Origin of the sequence: Arthrobacter sp. NPDC080082 (assembly GCF_040686595.1) — a bacterium.
Lineage (GTDB): Bacteria > Actinomycetota > Actinomycetes > Actinomycetales > Micrococcaceae > Arthrobacter.
The window spans coordinates 102484-120439 of sequence record NZ_JBFBKQ010000003.1 but is presented as its reverse complement, the minus strand read 5'-3'; the positions used below and the strand labels follow the sequence as shown (position 1 = coordinate 120439).

General features: G+C 69.9%; 19 protein-coding genes. 7 read left to right on the top strand and 12 right to left on the bottom strand.

Annotated features, from left to right (window positions below):
• Positions 1-97 precede the first annotated feature (97 nt).
• Positions 98-1009: an ABC transporter ATP-binding protein gene (locus AB0O44_RS07365; RefSeq protein ID WP_364136088.1), complete on the top strand. Its 912-nt coding sequence runs from the start codon at positions 98-100 to the stop codon at positions 1007-1009.
• Positions 1002-2594: an ABC transporter permease gene (locus AB0O44_RS07360; protein ID WP_364136085.1), complete on the top strand. Its 1593-nt coding sequence runs from the start codon at positions 1002-1004 to the stop codon at positions 2592-2594. Before AB0O44_RS07365 ends, AB0O44_RS07360 begins: the two co-directional genes overlap by 8 nt.
• A 37-nt stretch (positions 2595-2631) precedes the next feature.
• Here the strand turns inward: AB0O44_RS07360 and soxR are convergent, their stop codons facing one another.
• On the bottom strand, positions 2632-3132 hold the full coding sequence (gene soxR, locus AB0O44_RS07355; protein WP_364136083.1) for a redox-sensitive transcriptional activator SoxR: 501 nt from the start codon (positions 3130-3132) through the stop codon (positions 2632-2634).
• A 92-nt stretch (positions 3133-3224) separates the two neighbouring features.
• Here soxR and AB0O44_RS07350 point away from each other — a divergent pair, with 92 nt between their 5' ends.
• Positions 3225-3371, top strand: a complete 147-nt coding sequence (locus AB0O44_RS07350) for a hypothetical protein (protein WP_290256928.1) — start codon at positions 3225-3227, stop codon at positions 3369-3371.
• A 24-nt stretch (positions 3372-3395) separates the two neighbouring features.
• Here AB0O44_RS07350 and AB0O44_RS07345 read toward each other — a convergent pair whose 3' ends face one another.
• Positions 3396-4283: a glycerophosphodiester phosphodiesterase family protein gene (locus AB0O44_RS07345; RefSeq protein WP_364136079.1), complete on the bottom strand. Its 888-nt coding sequence runs from the start codon at positions 4281-4283 to the stop codon at positions 3396-3398.
• Positions 4284-4437: 154 nt separating this feature from the next.
• Between AB0O44_RS07345 and AB0O44_RS07340 the strand changes: the two genes are divergently transcribed.
• The gene (locus AB0O44_RS07340; protein WP_364136679.1) at positions 4438-5643 is read left to right on the top strand and encodes a DUF445 domain-containing protein; all 1206 of its coding nucleotides are present in this window, start codon (positions 4438-4440) and stop codon (positions 5641-5643) included.
• A 67-nt stretch (positions 5644-5710) separates the two neighbouring features.
• Positions 5711-6130, top strand: a complete 420-nt coding sequence (locus AB0O44_RS07335) for a hypothetical protein (RefSeq protein ID WP_290256930.1) — start codon at positions 5711-5713, stop codon at positions 6128-6130.
• An 18-nt stretch (positions 6131-6148) separates the two neighbouring features.
• On the opposite strand, the gene AB0O44_RS07330 is transcribed toward AB0O44_RS07335, so the two are convergent.
• The 5 genes from AB0O44_RS07330 to AB0O44_RS07310 all read right to left on the bottom strand — a co-directional run bounded on the left by AB0O44_RS07330 (position 6149) and on the right by AB0O44_RS07310 (position 10175).
• Complete coding sequence (locus AB0O44_RS07330; protein WP_364136075.1) at positions 6149-6700, bottom strand: GNAT family N-acetyltransferase; 552 nt, start codon at positions 6698-6700, stop codon at positions 6149-6151.
• A gap of 7 nt (positions 6701-6707) precedes the next feature.
• Positions 6708-7457 (bottom strand): 5-oxoprolinase subunit PxpA, encoded by a 750-nt coding sequence (locus tag AB0O44_RS07325; RefSeq protein WP_364136072.1) that lies wholly within the window; start codon positions 7455-7457, stop codon positions 6708-6710.
• Entirely contained in the window at positions 7441-8274 is an 834-nt protein-coding gene (locus AB0O44_RS07320; protein WP_364136677.1) for a hypothetical protein, read from the bottom strand. Before AB0O44_RS07320 ends, AB0O44_RS07325 begins: the two co-directional genes overlap by 17 nt.
• Before the next feature lie 173 nt (positions 8275-8447).
• Positions 8448-9821 carry an NAD-dependent succinate-semialdehyde dehydrogenase gene (locus tag AB0O44_RS07315; protein WP_364136069.1) on the bottom strand — a complete coding sequence of 458 codons (1374 nt, stop codon included), beginning with the start codon at positions 9819-9821 and terminating at the stop codon, positions 8448-8450.
• 72 nt (positions 9822-9893) lie between these two features.
• Positions 9894-10175 (bottom strand): hypothetical protein, encoded by a 282-nt coding sequence (locus tag AB0O44_RS07310; RefSeq protein WP_364136066.1) that lies wholly within the window; start codon positions 10173-10175, stop codon positions 9894-9896.
• Positions 10176-10201: 26 nt separating this feature from the next.
• On the opposite strand from AB0O44_RS07310, the gene AB0O44_RS07305 reads away from it, so the two are divergent.
• Positions 10202-11212: a 2-oxoglutarate and iron-dependent oxygenase domain-containing protein gene (locus tag AB0O44_RS07305; protein WP_364136063.1), complete on the top strand. Its 1011-nt coding sequence runs from the start codon at positions 10202-10204 to the stop codon at positions 11210-11212.
• A gap of 96 nt (positions 11213-11308) precedes the next feature.
• Here AB0O44_RS07305 and AB0O44_RS07300 read toward each other — a convergent pair whose 3' ends face one another.
• The 5 genes from AB0O44_RS07300 to AB0O44_RS07280 form a co-directional block, all read right to left on the bottom strand.
• Positions 11309-12064 carry a class I SAM-dependent methyltransferase gene (locus AB0O44_RS07300; RefSeq protein ID WP_364136060.1) on the bottom strand — a complete coding sequence of 252 codons (756 nt, stop codon included), beginning with the start codon at positions 12062-12064 and terminating at the stop codon, positions 11309-11311.
• Positions 12065-12272: 208 nt separating this feature from the next.
• Positions 12273-14603, bottom strand: a complete 2331-nt coding sequence (locus AB0O44_RS07295) for a glycosyl hydrolase family 65 protein (protein WP_364136057.1) — start codon at positions 14601-14603, stop codon at positions 12273-12275.
• A gap of 59 nt (positions 14604-14662) precedes the next feature.
• Positions 14663-15406 carry an HAD-IA family hydrolase gene (locus AB0O44_RS07290; RefSeq protein WP_364136054.1) on the bottom strand — a complete coding sequence of 248 codons (744 nt, stop codon included), beginning with the start codon at positions 15404-15406 and terminating at the stop codon, positions 14663-14665.
• 84 nt (positions 15407-15490) lie between these two features.
• Complete coding sequence (locus tag AB0O44_RS07285) at positions 15491-16498, bottom strand: LacI family DNA-binding transcriptional regulator (protein WP_364136051.1); 1008 nt, start codon at positions 16496-16498, stop codon at positions 15491-15493.
• 160 nt (positions 16499-16658) lie between these two features.
• Positions 16659-17276, bottom strand: coding sequence for a phospholipase (locus tag AB0O44_RS07280; RefSeq protein WP_364136048.1), 618 nt, complete (start codon positions 17274-17276; stop codon positions 16659-16661).
• 371 nt (positions 17277-17647) lie between these two features.
• Between AB0O44_RS07280 and AB0O44_RS07275 the strand changes: the two genes are divergently transcribed.
• Positions 17648-17911 carry a DUF6458 family protein gene (locus tag AB0O44_RS07275; protein ID WP_290256947.1) on the top strand — a complete coding sequence of 88 codons (264 nt, stop codon included), beginning with the start codon at positions 17648-17650 and terminating at the stop codon, positions 17909-17911.
• Positions 17912-17956 lie beyond the last annotated feature (45 nt).

Below are 17956 nucleotides of genomic sequence, written 5' to 3'. Positions count from 1 at the left end.
CCGCGCCAGAGCATGGCCACGGCACGGGAGCCGGACACGCGAAACGGGACCTTCCGCAGGGGATCCGGGAGCTTCCTCCGGGAGTACCGTGGTTGCTATGGGCAACGTCGTGGAAATGGCGGGTGTGGTCAAGCGTTTTGGAACCGTGACGGCGCTGGACGGTCTGGACTTCACCGTGGCCGCCGGGGAGGTGCACGGGTTCCTGGGGCCGAACGGCTCGGGCAAGTCGACCACGCTGCGGCTCCTGCTGGGGCTGCTGCGGTCCGACGCCGGAACGGCGCGGGTGCTGGGCCTGGACCCGTGGAAGGACGTGGCGTCCCTGCACCGACGGCTGGCCTACGTCCCCGGTGACGTCTCGCTGTGGCCGAACCTCACCGGCGGCGAGGTGATCGAGCTGCTGGGCCGGCTGCAGGGCGGCCAGGACCGGGCGGAGCGGGACCGGCTCCTGCAATTATTCGAGCTGGACCCCACCAAGAAGACCCGCGCCTACTCCAAGGGCAACCGGCAGAAGGTGGCGCTGGTGGCGGCCCTGGCCACGGACGCCGAGCTGTTTTTGCTGGACGAGCCCACCAGCGGCCTGGATCCGCTGATGGAGGAGGCGTTCCGCGGTTGCGTCCGTGCGCTCCGGGACCAGGGCCGGACGGTGCTGTTGAGCAGCCACATCCTGAGCGAGGCGGAGGCGCTCTCGGACCGGGTCAGCATCATCCGCGCCGGCCGGGTGGTGGAGACCGGTCCGCTGGAGAAGCTCCGGCACCTGACCCGGACGGCCGTCACCGCCGACGTCGCGGCCGTCCCGCCGGGACTGGACCGCCTGCCCGGGGTCCACGACGTCACCGTGGTCAACCACCGGGTCAGCGCGCAGGTGGATCCGCCCGGACTGGCACCCTTCCTGCAGGCCCTGACCGCCGCGGGCCTGAAGTCCCTGACCAGCCAGCCGCCGACGCTGGAGGACCTGTTCCTGCGCCATTACGGTGCGGGGACCTTCGGCCGGGGGTCCGGCGATGCCTGAGACCCTGGCGGGGACCGGCACGCTGCTGCGGCTGGGATTGCGGCGGGACCGCTGGCTGCTGCCCGGCTGGGTACTGGGCTTCGCCGTCGTCGCCTATTCCACGGCCCGGGCCGGCGCCGAGCTCTACCCGGACGTGCGCAGCCGCGTCGAGGCGGCGGACGCGCTCAACGCCACCGCCTCGATGGTGGCGATGTTCGGCCGGATCTACGACCCGGCGTCCCTCGGCGCGCTCTCCCTCATCAAGTACACGGCTTTCATGACGGCCATCCTGGCGGTCCTGATGGCCGTGCTGGTCATCCGCCACACGCGGGCCGACGAGGAGAGCGGACGGCTGGAATTGCTCGGGGGCGGACGGCTGGGCCGTGACGCCCCGCTGGCCGCCGCGCTCATCATTGCCCTCACAGGCAGCCTGGGCGTGGGGTTGCTGACCGCCGCGGGGCTGGCCGCAGGCGGGCTGCCCGCTGAGGGGTCGCTGGCGTTCGGGCTGGGCTGGGCCGCCACCGGGCTCGCGTTCAGCGCCGTGGCCGGGGTTGCCGCCCAGCTGACGGCCGGCGCCCGGGCCGCCAACGGATTCAGCGTGGGCGTGATCGCGGTGACCTACGGACTGCGCGCGGTGGGCGACCTGGCCGAACCCGGACCCTCGTTCCTGTCGTGGCTCTCCCCCATCGGCTGGAACCAGCAAATCCGGGCCTTCGCCGGTGATCACTGGTGGGTCCTGGTGCTGCCGGTCCTGCTCAGTGCCGTCCTCATTCCGGCGGCCTTCGCGTTGCGGGCCCGGCGGGACCTGGGCGCCGGGTTGCGGGCCGAACGCCCCGGGCCGGCCGTGGGGTCAGTGTCCGGGGTGTGGACGCTGGCCGTGCGGCTGCAGTACAAGGTGTGGCTGGCGTGGGCGATCGCGTTCGTGGTGTTCGGGGTGGTGGTGGGATCGCTGATCGGGAACGTCGCGGAGATGCTGAGTTCGGCCAACGCCCAGGACCTGATCCGGCTGTTGGGCGGGGCGGCCGCGCTGCGCGACGCCTTCCTTGCCGCGGAGATCAGCATCATGGGCCTGCTGGCGGCGGCGTATGCGGTCTCCGCGGCGAACCATCTGCGGGCCGAGGAGTCCGCGGGCCATGCGGAGGCGTTGCTGGCGACGACGGCGACTCGGGCCCGCTGGGCGTCCAGCCACTTCGGCTTCGCTCTGGCCGGGTCCGCCGTGCTGATGGTGCTGGCCGGGGTCTCGATCGGCATCGGGGCGGCGCTGACGGTGCAGGACCCGGCGCTGGTGGGCCGGTCCACGGTGGCGGCCCTGGCCCAGATCCCGGCCGCCTGGGTGCTGGCCGGGCTGGCGCTGGCGGTGTTCGGCTGGCTGCCGCGGCTGGCCGCCGGGGTGTGGGTGCTGCTGCTGGCATTCGTGGCCTTGGGCGAGTTCGGTGTGCTCTGGAACGCCCCGGGCTGGCTGATGGATGCCTCCCCGTTCCGGCATTCGCCGCTGCTGCCGGTGACCGCCGACGCCGTGCCCGCAATGGCGTGGCTGACCGCCGTCGCCGTGGCCCTGGCGGTGCTGGGGTACGCGGGCTGGCGGCGGCGGGACTTGGCGGCGTAGCCGATGCCGAAGCTCGCCTGGGGTTGCGGGCCAGGCCTTAGTTCTGTCCAGGTCCTCTGTCTGCACCAGCGTCGGCCCCGGCCGCACGGCGGGCGCGCCGGGCCCAGCGGGAACCGGCCCCCTCGGCGGCGGCCTCGTCGCCCGGGTTGATCAGGGAACAGCGGCCCAACGACAGGCAGCCGCAGCCGATGCAACTGTCCAGGGACTCCCCCAGAACCTCCAGTTCGCGGATCCGCTCCGCCACCAGCCCCGCCCAGTCCCGGCTGATGGCGGTCCAGTCCGCCTGGTTCGGGGCCCGGTCCGCGGGCAGGCCGTCGAGGGCGGCTTTGATCTGCTCCAGGCTCAGCCCCACCCGCTGGCCGGCCGCCACCACGGCCAGACGGCGCAGGGTGGTCCGCCTGTAGCGGCGCTGGTTGCCGCTGGTGCGTTGGGACTGCACCAGGCCGCGGTCCTCATAGTAGCGCAGGGCCGGCACGGTGATCCCGGCGCGGGACGCGACCTCACCGACGGAGAGCAGGGAATCAGGGGCGGAAGGCACCCGTGCAGTCTGGCACGCGCCCGGCTTGACCTCAAGTTCACTTGAGGTTGTTCACTGGAGCTGACAGAACCGCTACGAACGAAAGCAGCACCATGAGGACCTCCCGCAAGACCGCACGCCAGGCCACCGTCACCCCCGAGGGGGACCAGGCCCTCCCGGGAAAAACCCTGCGCCAGCGCCGGCCGTGGGAGAACCGCTCGGTGGACGCCGCCCTGTCCTCTCTGTCCCAGTTCCGCTAGGGGCGGTGGAACGGGGACCGGCCGCTACAGGCTGACGGAGATCCGCTCCAGGACCTCGGCCGGGCGGTTGGTGGTGATCTCCTGGATCCCAACCTCCCGGCAGAGGTCCACATCCTCGGGGGCATCAACGGTCCATACCCGGAAACGGCGGCCGGACTCGAGCCAGCGGCGGACCGTGTCCGGGAATTCGCGGACGTAGTCGATGCCGGGCCCGGCCAGGCCCACGGCGCCCTGGTCCAGCAGTTCCTCGCCCTCGAGCTGGGCGGCCTTCATGACGTTGGCCATCGCGTTGCCGGTGATGGAGCCGACGCTGAACCTCTCCCGCACTTCGTCGACGTCGACGTCGTCCACCAGTTGGCAGATGGCCTCGGCGGGGACGGTCTGCAGCAGGTGCCGGACGGAATCCGGGTTGAAGCTCATGAATGAGACGCGGATGTTCTCCAGCATGCCGGTGGCCGGGTCCCAGCCCTCGGCGGTGAGGACCTCCAGCACCCGGTCCTCGAGCTTGAGCTGGTAGGGGCTGGGGTGCTTGAACTCGATGGCCAGCCCGATCTCGCGGCCGGCGGTGCGCAGGATGTCGAGCAGTTCGGGCAGGGTCAGAAACTGCTCGGACTTCGCCCCATACGCCTCGGGGATCCGGGCGCCCTTCCAGGAGCTGAAGTCGAGCTCGCGGAGTTCGTCCAGGGTGCGTTCGGCCACCGGGCCCGTGCCGTTGGAGGTGCGGTCCAGGGTAGCGTCGTGCAGCAGCACGGCGTGCTGGTCGCGGGTCAGGTGGACGTCGCACTCGACGCCGTCGGCGCCGTCGGCGATCGCCTGCAGGTAGGCGGCGCGGGTGTGCTCCGCGAAGGCCCCGCTGGCTCCCCGGTGGGCGTAGACGAGCGGGCGGGCGGCAGCGGACTCCTCAATGGTCATGCGAACACGTTAGCGGACCCGGGGTCCGGGGCCCGGCTAGGCTGGGCACATGCAGGTGAACTCTGAGCGACCATCCCGTGCGGGCGCCATAACGGCGGGCGCGAACCACCGGCTCTCCCCTGCCGATGCCGCGAAGGCAGCCGCGCTGCGGAAGATGAAAATGCTGGCGGGCTCGCTCCTGATCGGGATGGCGGTGGTGTTCGTCGTCGCGTTCGCCCTGCAGAAGCAATACCCGGCGCTGGAGTACGTCCGAGCCGCGGCGGAGGGCGGCATGGTGGGTGCGCTGGCGGACTGGTTCGCCGTGACCGCGCTGTTCAAGTACCCGCTGGGCCTGAAGATCCCGCACACCGCCATCATTCCCCGGCGCAAGGACCAGATCGGGGCGTCGCTGGGCGAGTTCGTGGAGACCAACTTCCTCTCCGAACAGGTGGTCAAGGAGAAACTGGCCAGCGTCGACGTCGCCCGCAAGGTGGGCGGCTGGCTCTCCGGCCCCGGCGGCGCCGAGCGGGTGGCGAAGGAGGGCGCCGCGGTGATCCGGGGCGCGTTCACGGTGTTGAACGACGACGACGTCCAGGCCGTCATCGAGGGCATGGTGCGCCGGCATCTGCTGACCCCGCCGTGGGGGCCGCCGGTGGGCCGTCTCGCGGAGCGCATCTTCGAGGACGGGCACCACCACGCGCTGGTGGACCTCTTGGTGGATCGCACGGTGGACTGGGTCCGGGACAACCACGAGACCGTCAACCGGGTGGTCACGGACCGCTCCCCCACCTGGGTGCCCAGTTTCGTGGACGGCCTGGTGGGCGACAAGGTGTATGTGGAGATCCTGAAGTTCACCCGCGCGGTGCAGGCCGACCCGCAGCACCAGGTCCGGCGCTCCATCGACACTTACTTGAAGTCGCTGGCGCATGACCTGCAGCACGACCCGGTGATGATTGCCCGGGCCGAGGGCGTCAAGGCCCAGGTCCTGGGCGACCCGGAGGTCCGCGAGCTCGCCTCCCGCACCTGGGGCACGGTGAAGGCGGCGCTGCTGACCGCCGTCGACGATCCGCACAGCGAGCTGACCATCCGGTTCAAGGCGGCCGTCCACGACTTCGGCACCCGCCTCACGGTGGACCCCGAACTCGCCGGGAAGGTCAACGCCTGGGTGGGCGACGCCGCCGGGTACCTGGTGAACAACTACCGTTCCGACATTGCCGGCGTCATCACGGACACCGTGGCGCGCTGGGACGCGGAGGAAACCTCGGAGAAGATCGAGCTCCAGGTCGGCAAGGACCTGCAGTTCATCCGCATCAACGGCACCGTGGTGGGGGCGCTGGCCGGGCTGGCGATCTTTACGGTGGCGAGTTTGGTGTTTGGGTAGGAACGGGGCCGAACGGGCGCACGGGACCCTCACCAGGCGGGGCAGTCGGCCCGTTTAGACTGCTTCTGTGAAGCGAACGTCCGACGCCGGTTCCGAGGGAACACCTTCCGGCCTGCACCGCAACAACGATCCCAACCAGCGGCCCAGCAATAGAAGCCTCCGGTTCTGGGCGGCATTCTGGACGGTTTTTTGGGGCCTTCTGGTCGGCGTCGGGGCTGCGGTTGCGTACGTGTTCCTCACCGACCGCCACCCAGTCGGCATTCTGTCGATTCTGTTTTTCCTGCTCGGATGCGGCCTCGGAGTGGGCCTGTATCTGCCCGCCCACTTCAGCAGCGCCCGTACGAAACGCGAGATGTTTGTCCGTGTCGGCGGCGATCCCACGGGAATCACGCCCTGGATGTTCGGCGCAATGGGAGGCAGCATCACTGAAGACGGCGAGTGGGAGTGGTACACCCCCTCGGGGTCAAGCGGAGAATCCGCTGTTTAGATCCCGCGGGCCGGCTTCTTAATCGTCTTCGCAGCTGCCAAGCGAGTGCTGAGCTCGGGGTGCAGCGGAACGCTCCATGCAGATGAGCCGGGGTCTGACTTCCCAGGACGGGACGGGGACGAATCCGCGCCTCCGGTAGAGCCGGATGGCGTCCTCCCGCCAGTCCCACACCGTGAGCCGGACGGGATCGTGCCCGGCCCCGTCGGCGAACTCCAGCGCGGCGTCGAGTAATGCCGCACCGACCCCCAGGCCGCGGGCTGCCGGATTAACCCAGATCCGTTTGATCTCCCAGGCCGTTCCGGCGCGGTGAACCGTGATGACGCCTGCCGGTCCGGTCCCCGCGTCCGCCAGGAGGACCTCCGCGCCGGCATAGGCTCCCGCCGGGTCATCCACCTCACGGCGGTACCGCTCCGGAAGTACCCCGGAAAACGGCGCTCCGCCGAGCTGGGCTGCCTTTTCCCGCTCGGTCTGCAACAGGTAGGCGGCCACCAGCCCGCCAACAGCGGCGGCATCGGCACAGGTCAGGTCGGCGGTCCGGACCGGGGTCGTGCCCGAGGCGACACAGTCCACGGCGTACTTATGCGAAGGATTCCAGCTCGACGCCGGCCTGCTCCAGCGCGGAGCGGACGGCGGCGGCCACAGCCACCGAGCCGGGGGTGTCGCCGTGCAGGCAGAGTGAGTGCGGCGTGCGTTTCACTACGGTCCCGTCGATCGCTTCGACCTCGCCCTTGAGCGCCAGCCGCACCGCCCGCCGGACGATCTCGTCCGGATCCTCGATGAAGGCGTCGTTCTCCAGATGCGGTACCAGGGTGCCGTCCGGACGGTAGGCGCGGTCGGCGAAGGCCTCGTGGAAGACCGGGCTGCCGGCCTCGGCGGCGAGCCGCAGCAGGGCGGACCCCTCCAGCCCCAGGACCGGCAGGCCCGGATCGTAGGCCTGGACGGCGGCGACGACGGCGGAGGCCTGCTCCTCGTCGTGGACCGTGCGGTCGTACAGCGCGCCGTGGACCTTGACGTAGTCCACGGAGGCACCCACGGCGTGCGCGACGCCGTCGAGCGCCCCGAGCTGGAACAGCACCGAGCCGAACAGGTCATCGAAGCTGATGTCCATGGCGCGCAGGCCGAAGCCGCCCAGGTCCGGGTAACCCAGGTGGGCGCCGACGCGGACGTCGAGTTCGTAGGCCGCGCGGCAGGTGTCCAGCATGGTCACCGGGTCACCGGCGTGCTGCCCGCAGGCGACGCTGGCGCTGGTGACCAGGGGGAACATCGCGGCGTCATCGCCCATGGTCCAGGAGCCGAACGACTCCCCGAGGTCAGCGTTCAGATCCACCGTGCGCCCCTTTCAGCCCGGTTCCGGCGTCGCCCGTGTTGAGGTCGCCCGTGTTCAGGTCCGCAGAGTGCAGGTCGCCGGGAATGGTGATCGGCATGGGGCCGAAGGCCTCCTTGGCGTTCTCGATCACGGCGCGGCCCATCATGCGGTTGCCGACGCCACCCACCACGGCGCCGACGCCGAACGGCAGCGCCCGCCCGAGGAATGCGGTGCCCTGCCGCTTGAGCAGGTTACGCAGGAAGGCCCGCTGGATCTGCTCGCGGACCGAACCGAAGCCGGCCAGCGGGGCGCGCCGGGCGAACAGGGAACCCCACGCCTGGGTGGGGCCCTTGCCTTGGCCCGCGGCCTGGCCGCTGAGGGAGCTGAGCAGCGTGGTGCCCTCCTCGCCGAGCATGATCGCCATGACCAGGGTGCTGGCGCGCTCCGGGTCCTCCAGCCGCACGCCGTGCAGCTCGGCCAGGGACGTGGCGAACAGGGCGGTGGCCTCCAGGAAGCCGGCGGTCGCGGCGGCGGAGAGCCCCAGCGCGGCCACGGTTCCGACGCCGGGGACGACGGCCGAGCCGCCCACCAGGGCACCTCCCCCGGTGACGGCCATGAGGTAGTTGCGTTCCAGGATCGCGGCGAGCTGCGCGGCACTGGCGTTCGGGTGCTTCTTCTGCAGCCGCCGCAGGTTCGCCAGGACCAGCGGCCGCTGGATCTCCACGGCCCGCAGGAGCACGTTGTGCACGCCGGGTTTGGGCTTGCCCTCGGCGTCGAACATCGCGCTGTGGGCGGCTTGCTGGGCAATCTTCATCGCCGGGTTGCTGCGCTTGGCCATCATCGCCTCTCATAAACCATAAGGGTGCTGAACGTCGTCCTAGGTTAAAGACTAGGCCACGCCCGCATCGGGCACGGCGACGGCCGCGGACGGAGGCACTTGCCCCGTCCGCGGCCGTGAGTGGCCGGTCGCGCCGAAGCTTTTCGCACGGCGGCCGGCGGCGCCGTCGGCGTTTAGCGCGGGGTGCGGATGAGCTTCTTGTTGACGAACTCGTCCATGCCGAAGCGGCCCAGCTCGCGGCCGACGCCGGAACGCTTCACGCCGCCGAAGGGCATGTCAGCCTGGGTCTGGGCCACCGAGTTGATGAACACCATGCCGGTGTCCAGCTGGTCGGCGACGTCCTGGGCCTTCGCAGGGTCGGCGCTGAACACCGATCCGCCGAGGCCGTAGGGCGAGCCGTTGGCCAGGTCGATCGCTTCCTCCACGCTGGCCACCTTGTAGATGACGGCGGCGGGGCCGAACAGCTCCTCGGAGAACGCGCGCATCTCCGGGGTGACGTCGGTCAGGACGGTGGGCTCCACGAAGGCGCCGGGGCCGTCCACCTTGTGGCCGCCGGTGCGCAGGGTGGCTCCCTTGTCCACGGCGTCCTGGATCTGCTCGACCAGGCCGTCCGCGGCGCTCTGGGAGGACAGCGGACCGAACCGGGTGTCTTCCTGCTGGGGATCGCCGGGCTTGATCCGGGCCATCCGCTCGGTGAACTTCTCCACGAACGGCTCGTAGAGGTCTTCGAGGACGATGAACCGCTTGGACGCGGTGCAGGCCTGGCCGGCGTTGCCCATGCGGCCCCCGACGGCGGCCTTGACGGTGGCGTCCAGGTCATCGGAGTCGAGCACGATGAACGGGTCACTGCCGCCGAGCTCGAGGACGTACTTCTTGAGGTTCCGCCCGGCGACCTCGGCCACGGCCGCGCCGGCCCGCTCACTGCCGGTCAGGGAAACGCCCTGGACGCGCGAGTCCGCGATGATCTCGGCCACCTGGTCGTTGTCAAGGAAGAGGTTGGTATAGGCGCCCTTCGGCAGGCCGGCGTCGTGGAAGATCGTTTCGATCGCGAGGGCCGACTGCGGGCAGCTGCCGGCGTGCTTGAGCAGGATGGTGTTACCCAGGACCAGGTTGGGCGCGGCGAAGCGGGCCACCTGGTAGTAGGGGTAGTTCCACGGCATGATGCCCAGCAGCGGGCCGATCGGGGTGGAGCGCACGAGCGCGTCGCCGCCACCCTTGACCTCCAGCGGTTCGTCCTTGAGGAATTCGGGGCCCTCAGAGGCGTAGTAGTCGTAAATCGAGGCGACCAGCTTGACCTCGCCGCGGGCCTCGACCACGGGCTTGCCCATTTCCTTGGCGATCAGGCGCGCCAGCTCGTCCTGGCGTTCCCGGTACAGCTCGGCGACCCGGGCGATGACCTTGGTGCGCTCTTCCACGGGCGCCTTGCGCCATTCGAGGAACGCCTGCTGCGCGCCGGCGAGCGCCGTCTCGACCTCTTCCTTGGTTGCGAGCGGAAATTCCTTTTCCGTCTCTCCGGTCGCGGGGTTCACTGTCTTGTAGGCAGTCATTGGTCCACCATCTCCGTTTCTGGCTGGGTTGAGCCGGTGTGGGCGTGGGCCGTGAACGACGCCGGCACGGCGTCACTCCGCGGCCCCCGCCCGGGTGAAGACTGGCCGCAGCAGGTGCGCGGCCCATCCTTTAGGCGGCAACCGCGCGGTCTCCGGCTGTATTCCAACCGTGATCTCCTGCACGCCGGCGGCGGGTCCGCCGTTGGCGCCGGCGTCGCCGCCGGACGCGCCGCCGTCGTCGCAAATACCCCATCGCTCCGGCCCGCACAAGGCGGTGACGCATTTCGAAATGCAGTGCTGCCGCCGCGAGCATCCGGTCGTAACGTTGAAGAAATTAAGGACTTCGATTTCCACATCGCGCCACGAAGGGCTATAGGACCGTGTCACTCGAATCACTCCCCGTTCTGGACTACTCCCGGCTGAACGCCGGGCCGGAGGAAGCCTCCCGATTCCGGGACGAACTCCGCGACGCCATGCACAACGTCGGGTTCCTCTACCTTTCCGGCCACGGCATCCCGCAGGATTTGGTGGACGCCATGCTCGAGACCTCCCGCCGGTTCTTTGACCTGCCGGAGGCGCAGAAGCTCGCCGTGGAGAACATCCACAGCCCGCAGTTCCGCGGCTACACCCGGATGGGCGCCGAGCTCACAGACCGGGCCGTCGACTGGCGCGAGCAGATCGATATCGGCGTCGAGCGGGCCGCGGTGGAGCCGGGCGACGGCGTCGCCGACTACTGGCGGCTGGAGGGCCCGAACCTGTGGCCGTCGGAGCTGCCCGGGATGCGCGACGTCGTCGCCGCCTGGACGGACCGGCTGAGCACCATCTCGCTGAACCTGCTCCGTGCACTGGCCGTGTCCCTGGGCGCACCCGAGGACAGCTTCGACGACGCCTTCGGTGACCGCGCATTCCCGATGCTGAAGATCGTCCGCTACCCTGGCGAATCCGGCGACGAACCCAAACAGGGCGTCGGCTCGCACCGCGACGGCGGCGTCCTCACCCTCCTGCTGGTGGAACCGGACAAGGGCGGCCTGCAGGTGGAATACCAGGGCCGGTGGATCGACGCGCCGCAGGTGCCCGGGACGTTCGTGGTGAACATCGGCGAGATGCTGGAGCTGGCCACCAACGGCTACCTCAAGGCCACGCTGCACCGGGTCATTTCCCCGGCCAGGGGCACGGACCGGATCTCGCTGCCGTTCTTCTACAACCCCGCGCTGGATGCCACCATGCCGCAGCTGGCCATGAACGCGGAGTTCCAGGCCAAGGCCCGCGGCCTGTCCGTGGACCCGACCGACAGCCCCATCCTGGAGACCTACGGCGATAACGCGCTGCGCTACCGGCTGCGGGCGCACCCGAACGTCGCGGCCATCCACCACGCCGACCTGCAGGGGTAGGTTCCGCGGGTCCGCTTCCGCCGCCTAGACCGAACCCTCGGGGCGCACACTGTCGACTCCGCGCGTGCCGCCGTCGTCCGCCGTTTCGTGCAGGCCTCAGCGCGACGGCAGTCGGTAGACCGAGACGTGGCTCCGGGAGTCCGCCGTGAAGTCGCTCCGGTCCCAGTCCGCCCAGCGGGATTCCAGTTCGAAGCCGGCCAACCGGGCCATCAGGTCCAGCTCCGCCGGCCAGATGTACCGGTGCGGCGTGCGGCCCATCCGAGCCTCGCGGCCGCCGGAAACGTCCGGATCGAACCGCACATGGTGCGAGACCACCAGCTGTTGGAGCACGTCATAGGTGTCCACCAGCAGGTAGCCGGGCTCGCTGACCTCCACGGTCGCCCCGCGGCCGGGCGGCAGCGAGCGCAGCTGCGGCACCCAGAGTTCGACGACGAAGCATCCGCCGGGGGCCAAATGCCGGGCGGCGTTCCGGAAGCACCGGACCTGCTCCTCCTGCGTCAGGAGGTTGGAGATCGTGTTGAAGACCAGGAGGGCCAGGGCGAAGCCCTCCCCCGCCGAGGCCTCCACCATGTCACCCCGCACCACGGGAATCTCCTGCGGGCCGGCCTTCTCCCGCAGCCTGGCGATCATGGCGTCGGAGAGCTCGATGCCGGTCACCGGGACGCCGGCCGCGGCCAGCGGAAGGGCCACCCGGCCGGTTCCGATGGCGAACTCGACCGCCCGTCCCCCGGCTGCGAGCTCCGCAAGGACCGCGACGGTCGGTTCGAGCACCTCCGGGGCGAACATCCCCTCGCCGGGTGTGTCATAGCGGGAGGCGGCGTCGGCGTCCCAGAGCTGCTGCTGGTTGATCATCCCGCCACTATTGCACCCGGAACCCCGGTCCGAAAGGAGAGTGGGCGTTCCCGGACCGCCCTTCAGCGCCCGCCGTTTCGACGGTTCCCTGCCGGATAGACGCTCAGAAGCGTCGAATCCGCGGGGAACCGTCGAAACGGGAACGAAGAGCGGGCGCGAGCGGGCAGATGCGAAGAGTGGGCGCGAAGAGGAGCCAGCCCCCGCTCCCCTACCCCGCCGCGTGGATTACCGGGATGGACGCCGTCGCCGGGCCGGGAAAGACCGTCGGCTCGGGGCTCTCCACCGGCTGCACGGCGAAGGACACGGCGTCGGCCCCGACGGTGCGGTGTTCACCGCGCACGTGGACCTCCAGCGGGCCGCCATCGACCATGGCCAGCCGCAGTTCCCGGTGGTCCAGCTGCACGTGCAGCAGGCCGCCGCGGAGCTTCAGGTGGAAGTCCAGCGAATCCCACTCGGCGGGCAGCCGCGGATCGAAGTACGGCACCTCGCCCTGGTCCCGGAGGCCGGCGAAACCGCTGACCAGCGAGCTCCACACGCCGCCGGTCGAGGCGATGTGGACGCCGTCGATGGTGTTGCCGTGGGTGTCGTCCAGGTCGATGTAAACAGCGTGAAGGAAGTGGTCCAGCGCGGCCTTGCCGTAGCCCACCTCGGCCGCCATGATTCCCTGCACGCAGGCGGACAGGGTGGAGTCCCCGGTGGTGATCGGGTCGTAGAAGTCGAACGCCCGGCGCTTCTCCTCGGCGCTGAAGTCCTGCCACTGCAGGAACATCGCCAGCACCGTGTCCGCCTGCTTGAGCACCTGGTGCCGGTAGATCACCAGCGGGTGGAAGTTCAGCAGCAGCGGGTACTTCGAGCGCGGGGTGTTCCAGTCCCACGGCTCCAGGGTCATGAAGTCGTTGTCCTGGGAGTAGACCTGCAGGTCGCCGTCGTAGGGCAGGTGCATCCGGTTGGCGGCCTGCTCCCACAGTTCGCGCTCGGCGTCGTCGATGCCCGGGTGGTCCAGCGCCGCGGCGGCACGCAGGTTAAAGCGCGCCATGACGTTGGTGTAGAGGTTGTCGTTGACGACGGCGGTGTACTCGTCCGGGCCGGTCACGCCGTGGATGTGGAACAGTCCGTCCTTGCCGAAGAAGCCCAACGAGGCCCACATCCGCGCGGTCTCGATCAGCAGCTCGGAGCCCTGGGTTTCGCGGAAGGCCGCGTCCCCGCTGGCCCAGATGTAGCGGTTGGTGGCGAAGGCGATCGCGGCGGCGATGTGGAACTGCGCGGTGCCGGCGGCGTAGTAGGCGCTGGCCTCCAGGCCGTTGATGGTCCGCCAGGGGAAGAGCGCGCCGTCCACACTGAGTTCCTTGGCCCGGACCCGGGCCTCGGGCAGCAGTTCGTGCCGGAATTCCAGGACCTGCCGGGCGTTGTGCGGGTTCGTGTAGGTCAGGTACGGCAGGAGGTAGACCTCCTGGTCCCAGAAGTAGTGCCCGTCGTAACCGGAGCCGGAGACGCCCTTGGCGGGGATGCCGGCGACGTCGGCGCAGGCCGTGGCCTGGGCCAGCTGGAAGAGGTTCCAGCGGATAGCCTGCTGCAGCTCGGACCGGCCGCCCACCACGATGTCGCTGGTGGTCCAGTACTCGCGGTAGTGCGCCTCGCTCTGGGCGAAGATGTCCGCCACCGGCAACAGCTCGCGCTCGGCGGTCTCCGCCGGGTCCTCCTCCACGCCGCGGGCCACGGCGTAGCTGACGCTCTTCTCCAGCCGGAACGGCTGGTCCGGGCTGACGGCCAGGACGTAACGGACGCTGCTGTCGTCCTGGTCCACCTGGGTGTCGAAGGGCTGGACGTTGGCGGAGGTCCAGTGGTCCACGGCCATGCCCAGCCGCTGCCGGGACTCCGAGGCCTCCCAGGAGAGGCGCAGCGAGCCGTCGCCTCCGTCCAGCCGGAGCGGCAGCAGCACGCGTCCGGCGTGCCGGCCGGCGCGGCGCGGGTCGTGGGCGGAGTGGTCCTCCACCGGCTGGTCCTGGCGGTTGACGACGGCGGAGGTCACGTCCGCGGAGATCTCGCGGTCGGCGGAGACCTCCAGCGAGATACCGAGGGTGCCGCGGGCCTGATAGCCCACGGCGCGGCGTTCGGTGGTGGTCACCGTGGACCCGGACCGGCACTGCCAGACGATCCGGCACTCGTAAATGCCGGTGGCAAAGTCCACGCTGCGCCGGTAGTCCAGGACCGTGGACTCCTCCAGGCTGAGCATCTCGCCGTCGATCACCACCGCGAAGTTGTTGGCATCGGGGATGTAGAGGATCCGCTGGCCGGTGCGGGCGAAGCCATAGGCGTTCTCCGCGTGCTTGATGTCCCAGATTTCGTGGAAGCCGTTGATGAAGCTGCCGGGCAGTTCGGCGTCGGCGGCGGCCCAGTGCGCGCCGCGGATACCGAGGTGGCCGTTGCCGAGGCTGAACAGGGTCTCCAGGGTGCCGGCGTTGCCGGGGACGTGGGCGGTCTCCACGAGTTGCCAGGGGTCGTTGGGGAACCTGGCGCGGTCCGAGGTGATGAGAGCCATGGTGGGGGTCCTTCTGGGGCGGAGGGTCTGGTGCGGGTGGGGTGGGTGGCGGCTGCGGGCTAGAGCAGCTCGGCGAGGTCGCTGACCACGAGGGTGGCGCCGGCGTCGAGCAGGGTCTGTCGGCCCGCTCCCCGGTCCACGCCGATGACCGAGTGGAAGCTCCCCGCGCTTCCAGCCTGGACACCGGAGACGGCATCTTCGACAACAATGCATTCCTCGCTCGGCAGCTCCAGGAGCCGGGCCGCGTACTGGTACGTGGCCGGGCTGGGCTTGCCGGGCAGGCCTTCGGAGAGGGCGACGACGCCGTCGACCACCACCGGGAAGTAGTCCGAGAGTCCCGCGGCCTTCAGCACCGGGACCGCGTTGCGGGAGGAGGAGACGACGGCGAGCTTGAGTCCGCGCTGGAGGGCGGCCTCAATGAAGCGCACCGAGCCCTCGTAGGGCTGCACGCCGCCGGCGGCGACAATGTCGTTAAACACCTTGTTCTTGCGGTTACCCAGGCCGTGCACGGTGTCGTGGGCCGGGTCGTCGTCGGCCGGCCCCTCGGGCAGCACGATGTCGCGGGAGGCCAGGAAGTCGCGGACGCCGTCGAAGCGGGGCTTGCCGTCGATGTGGTCGAAGTAGTCGCTCTCCCGGTAGGCCTGCGCCCCGGGGACGTCCTTGAGGTACCCGTTGAAGAGTTCCTGCCAGGCGCGCTCGTGGACCACCGCGGTGGGTGTCAGCACGCCGTCGAGGTCGAAAAGGACGGCGGAGGCGCCTGCGAAGGCGTCGGTCGGCAGGGCCTCGGGGGAAGTGGCAGTCATGGCTTCGGGTGTCCTTTCAGACGGATGTAAAGATTCGGGGGTGGAGCCGGGGTCCGCTGTCCGGCCGCGGGGCCAGGAGTGTGGTCAGCGTCGTCGGCGGGTACTGCGCCGCTCCACCAGCTTGGTCTCGAGCAGGTGGACGGTGCGGGCCGGCGGTTCCGGCCGGAGCAGGCGCTCCACCAGCAGGTTCGCGGCGAAGGCGCCCTGGTCCGCGACCGGCTGGGCCACGGTGGTCAGGCCCAGGAACCAGCTCATTTGATGGTCGTCGATCCCGATGATCGAGACGTTTTTCGGCGCCGACATGCCCAGGTCGCGCAGGGCCATCAGCGCACCGAAGGCCGTTTCGTCGCAGCCGGCGAACACGGCGGAGGGGAGCCTGCGGTTCTCGACCAGTTCGGTCATGGCCCGGCGGCCGCCCTCGATGCTGGAGCCGGCATCCAGGACCAGGTCCGGGTCCAGCGTCAGGTCGTGCTCCGCGAGCGCCCGTTCGAAGCCGCGGCGCCGGGCGTCCGCGGTGACCACGGTGCTCGACGGCGGCTCCGTGCCGGCCAGCATTGCCAGGTCCCAGTGGCCCAGGTCCAGGAGGTGGCCGGTGGCCTTCCGAGCCGCTTCCTCGTCGTCGATCCCGACGTTGTCCCACGGCACGGACTGCATGCCCACGCTGGCGACGGCGAGGCCGCAGTCCTCCAGGGCCGCGACCTCGGCGGCGTCCAGCGCCACGTTCAGCAGCAGGACCCCGTCCACGCGCTGGGCCAGTCCGGCCAGGTCACTGAACAGCTTGCGCTGCACGCTGGGCCGGCTCCGGAGGCTGATCAGCACCGTGTCGTAGCCGCTGTCGGCGAAGACCTCCTCCGCGGCCTCGACGGCCTGGGCGAAGAACCACGCGGTGGCGGTGGGAACGATGATGGCGACGGCGCCGGTGGAGCCTCCGGCCAGGCGGGAGGCTGCGCTGGATGCGCGGTAGCCCAGCTTGCCGGCCGCGTCCGCGACCTTGGCCTGCGCCTTTTCGGACACATTGGGGAGGTTGCGGAGTGCACGGGAGACGGTGCAGATCGAGAGCCCGGAGAGGGCTGCCACGTCCTGGATGGTCACGCGCGGTGCCTTAGCCATGCGACACGGGCCTAGACCTTTCTCCCCAGCAAGTAGTGGGCCGATCAAATTGGCCAAATTAGAGTGTAAACGCTTATAAAAACAGGGCGCAAGTACCCGGATTCGGGCCATCGAATGGATTATCCGCCGGGCCCGGGCTCCGTCAACGCAGGACGTAGTGCCGCAGGAACGCCCCGACGTCCACCAGCTCGGCCGCCGAGATCGAATGCCCCATCCCGGGGTAGCTGCGGGCCGTGAGCTGGGTGTGCTCTTCCAGCCATTCGGCTGTGTGTTCGGTGGCGGCGTCGTTGATGACGGCGTCGTCCTTGTCCCGGCCCCAGAAGAACGGCGGGCGGGCGTCGAACGATTCACTCATGGCCAGCAGTTCGTTCTCCAGCACGAACCCGGAGAGCCCGACGGCGGCGCGGAAGCCTTCGGGTCGCAGGCGCAGCAGGGTGCTGGCCATGGCCATGCCCTGGGAGTAGCCAAGGAGAGTGACGCTGCTGTGCCGGTCCTTGACCGAGTCGATCCAGGCGAAGACCCTGTTGGCGGCGGAAATCACGTCCGCGAAGTCGTGGGTGAGGAAGTAGTCCAGCAGGAACCAGCCGTAGTCGTCGCCGATCACCTTCGGGCCGCGCAGCGCGGCGCAGGTGAACTCGGGCGGCAGGCTGCCGAAAAGGTTCGACATCCGGGTTTCGTCCGTGCCGTAACCGTGCAGCATCACCAGCAGCGGGGTGCCCTCCCGCTCCGCCTCCGGCCTGGACCAGGCAACCGTCTCCATCCCGCCAGCCTAGCGAGAACCCGGGCCGCGCCGTCGAACCGGGCCTGCCGCGCCGGTTCCGGACATCCGCTGCGCTTCCGGACCGGCGCACCCCGGGTCCGGGCCGCGCCGGTCCGGAAGGGGCGCGGAAACCCGGAAGTGACGCGAAAAACCGCCCTCACCTGCGGTTTTTCCGTCAAACCGGGGCCGAAATCGTTGTAGCCGGGGGTGCCGGGCTGTAGCGTGACAATGGACAGCATGCTTAGCGTTGGCCGCGGCCCTTCAGGCGGCGGCCCTGGTCGCGACCCGGACTCTTCGATACCGACTGCACCACAGGACTTCACCAGACTCAGCCAGTGACACCGTCCATCCGGACCCCTAAGGAGCAAGAAATGAGAATCGGATCCTCCATCTTCCTGATCGCCCTCGGTGCCATCCTGGCCTGGGCCATCACCCCCGGACTGATCCCCAACGTGGACCAGACCATGATCGGGTACATCCTGATGATCGTCGGCGTGATCGGCCTGATCGCCTCGCTGATCCTGGCCTCCCCCGGCCGCAGCCGCACCCGCCGCGTCAGCGAGACCCGCTCGGTGGTTGACCCCAACACCGGCGAGACCATTACCCGCAACGAGAGCCGCGACGCCGGCATCTAGCCCGAGGCCCGCCGTCCCGGCGGACTGAGGACCCGCAAAACACCG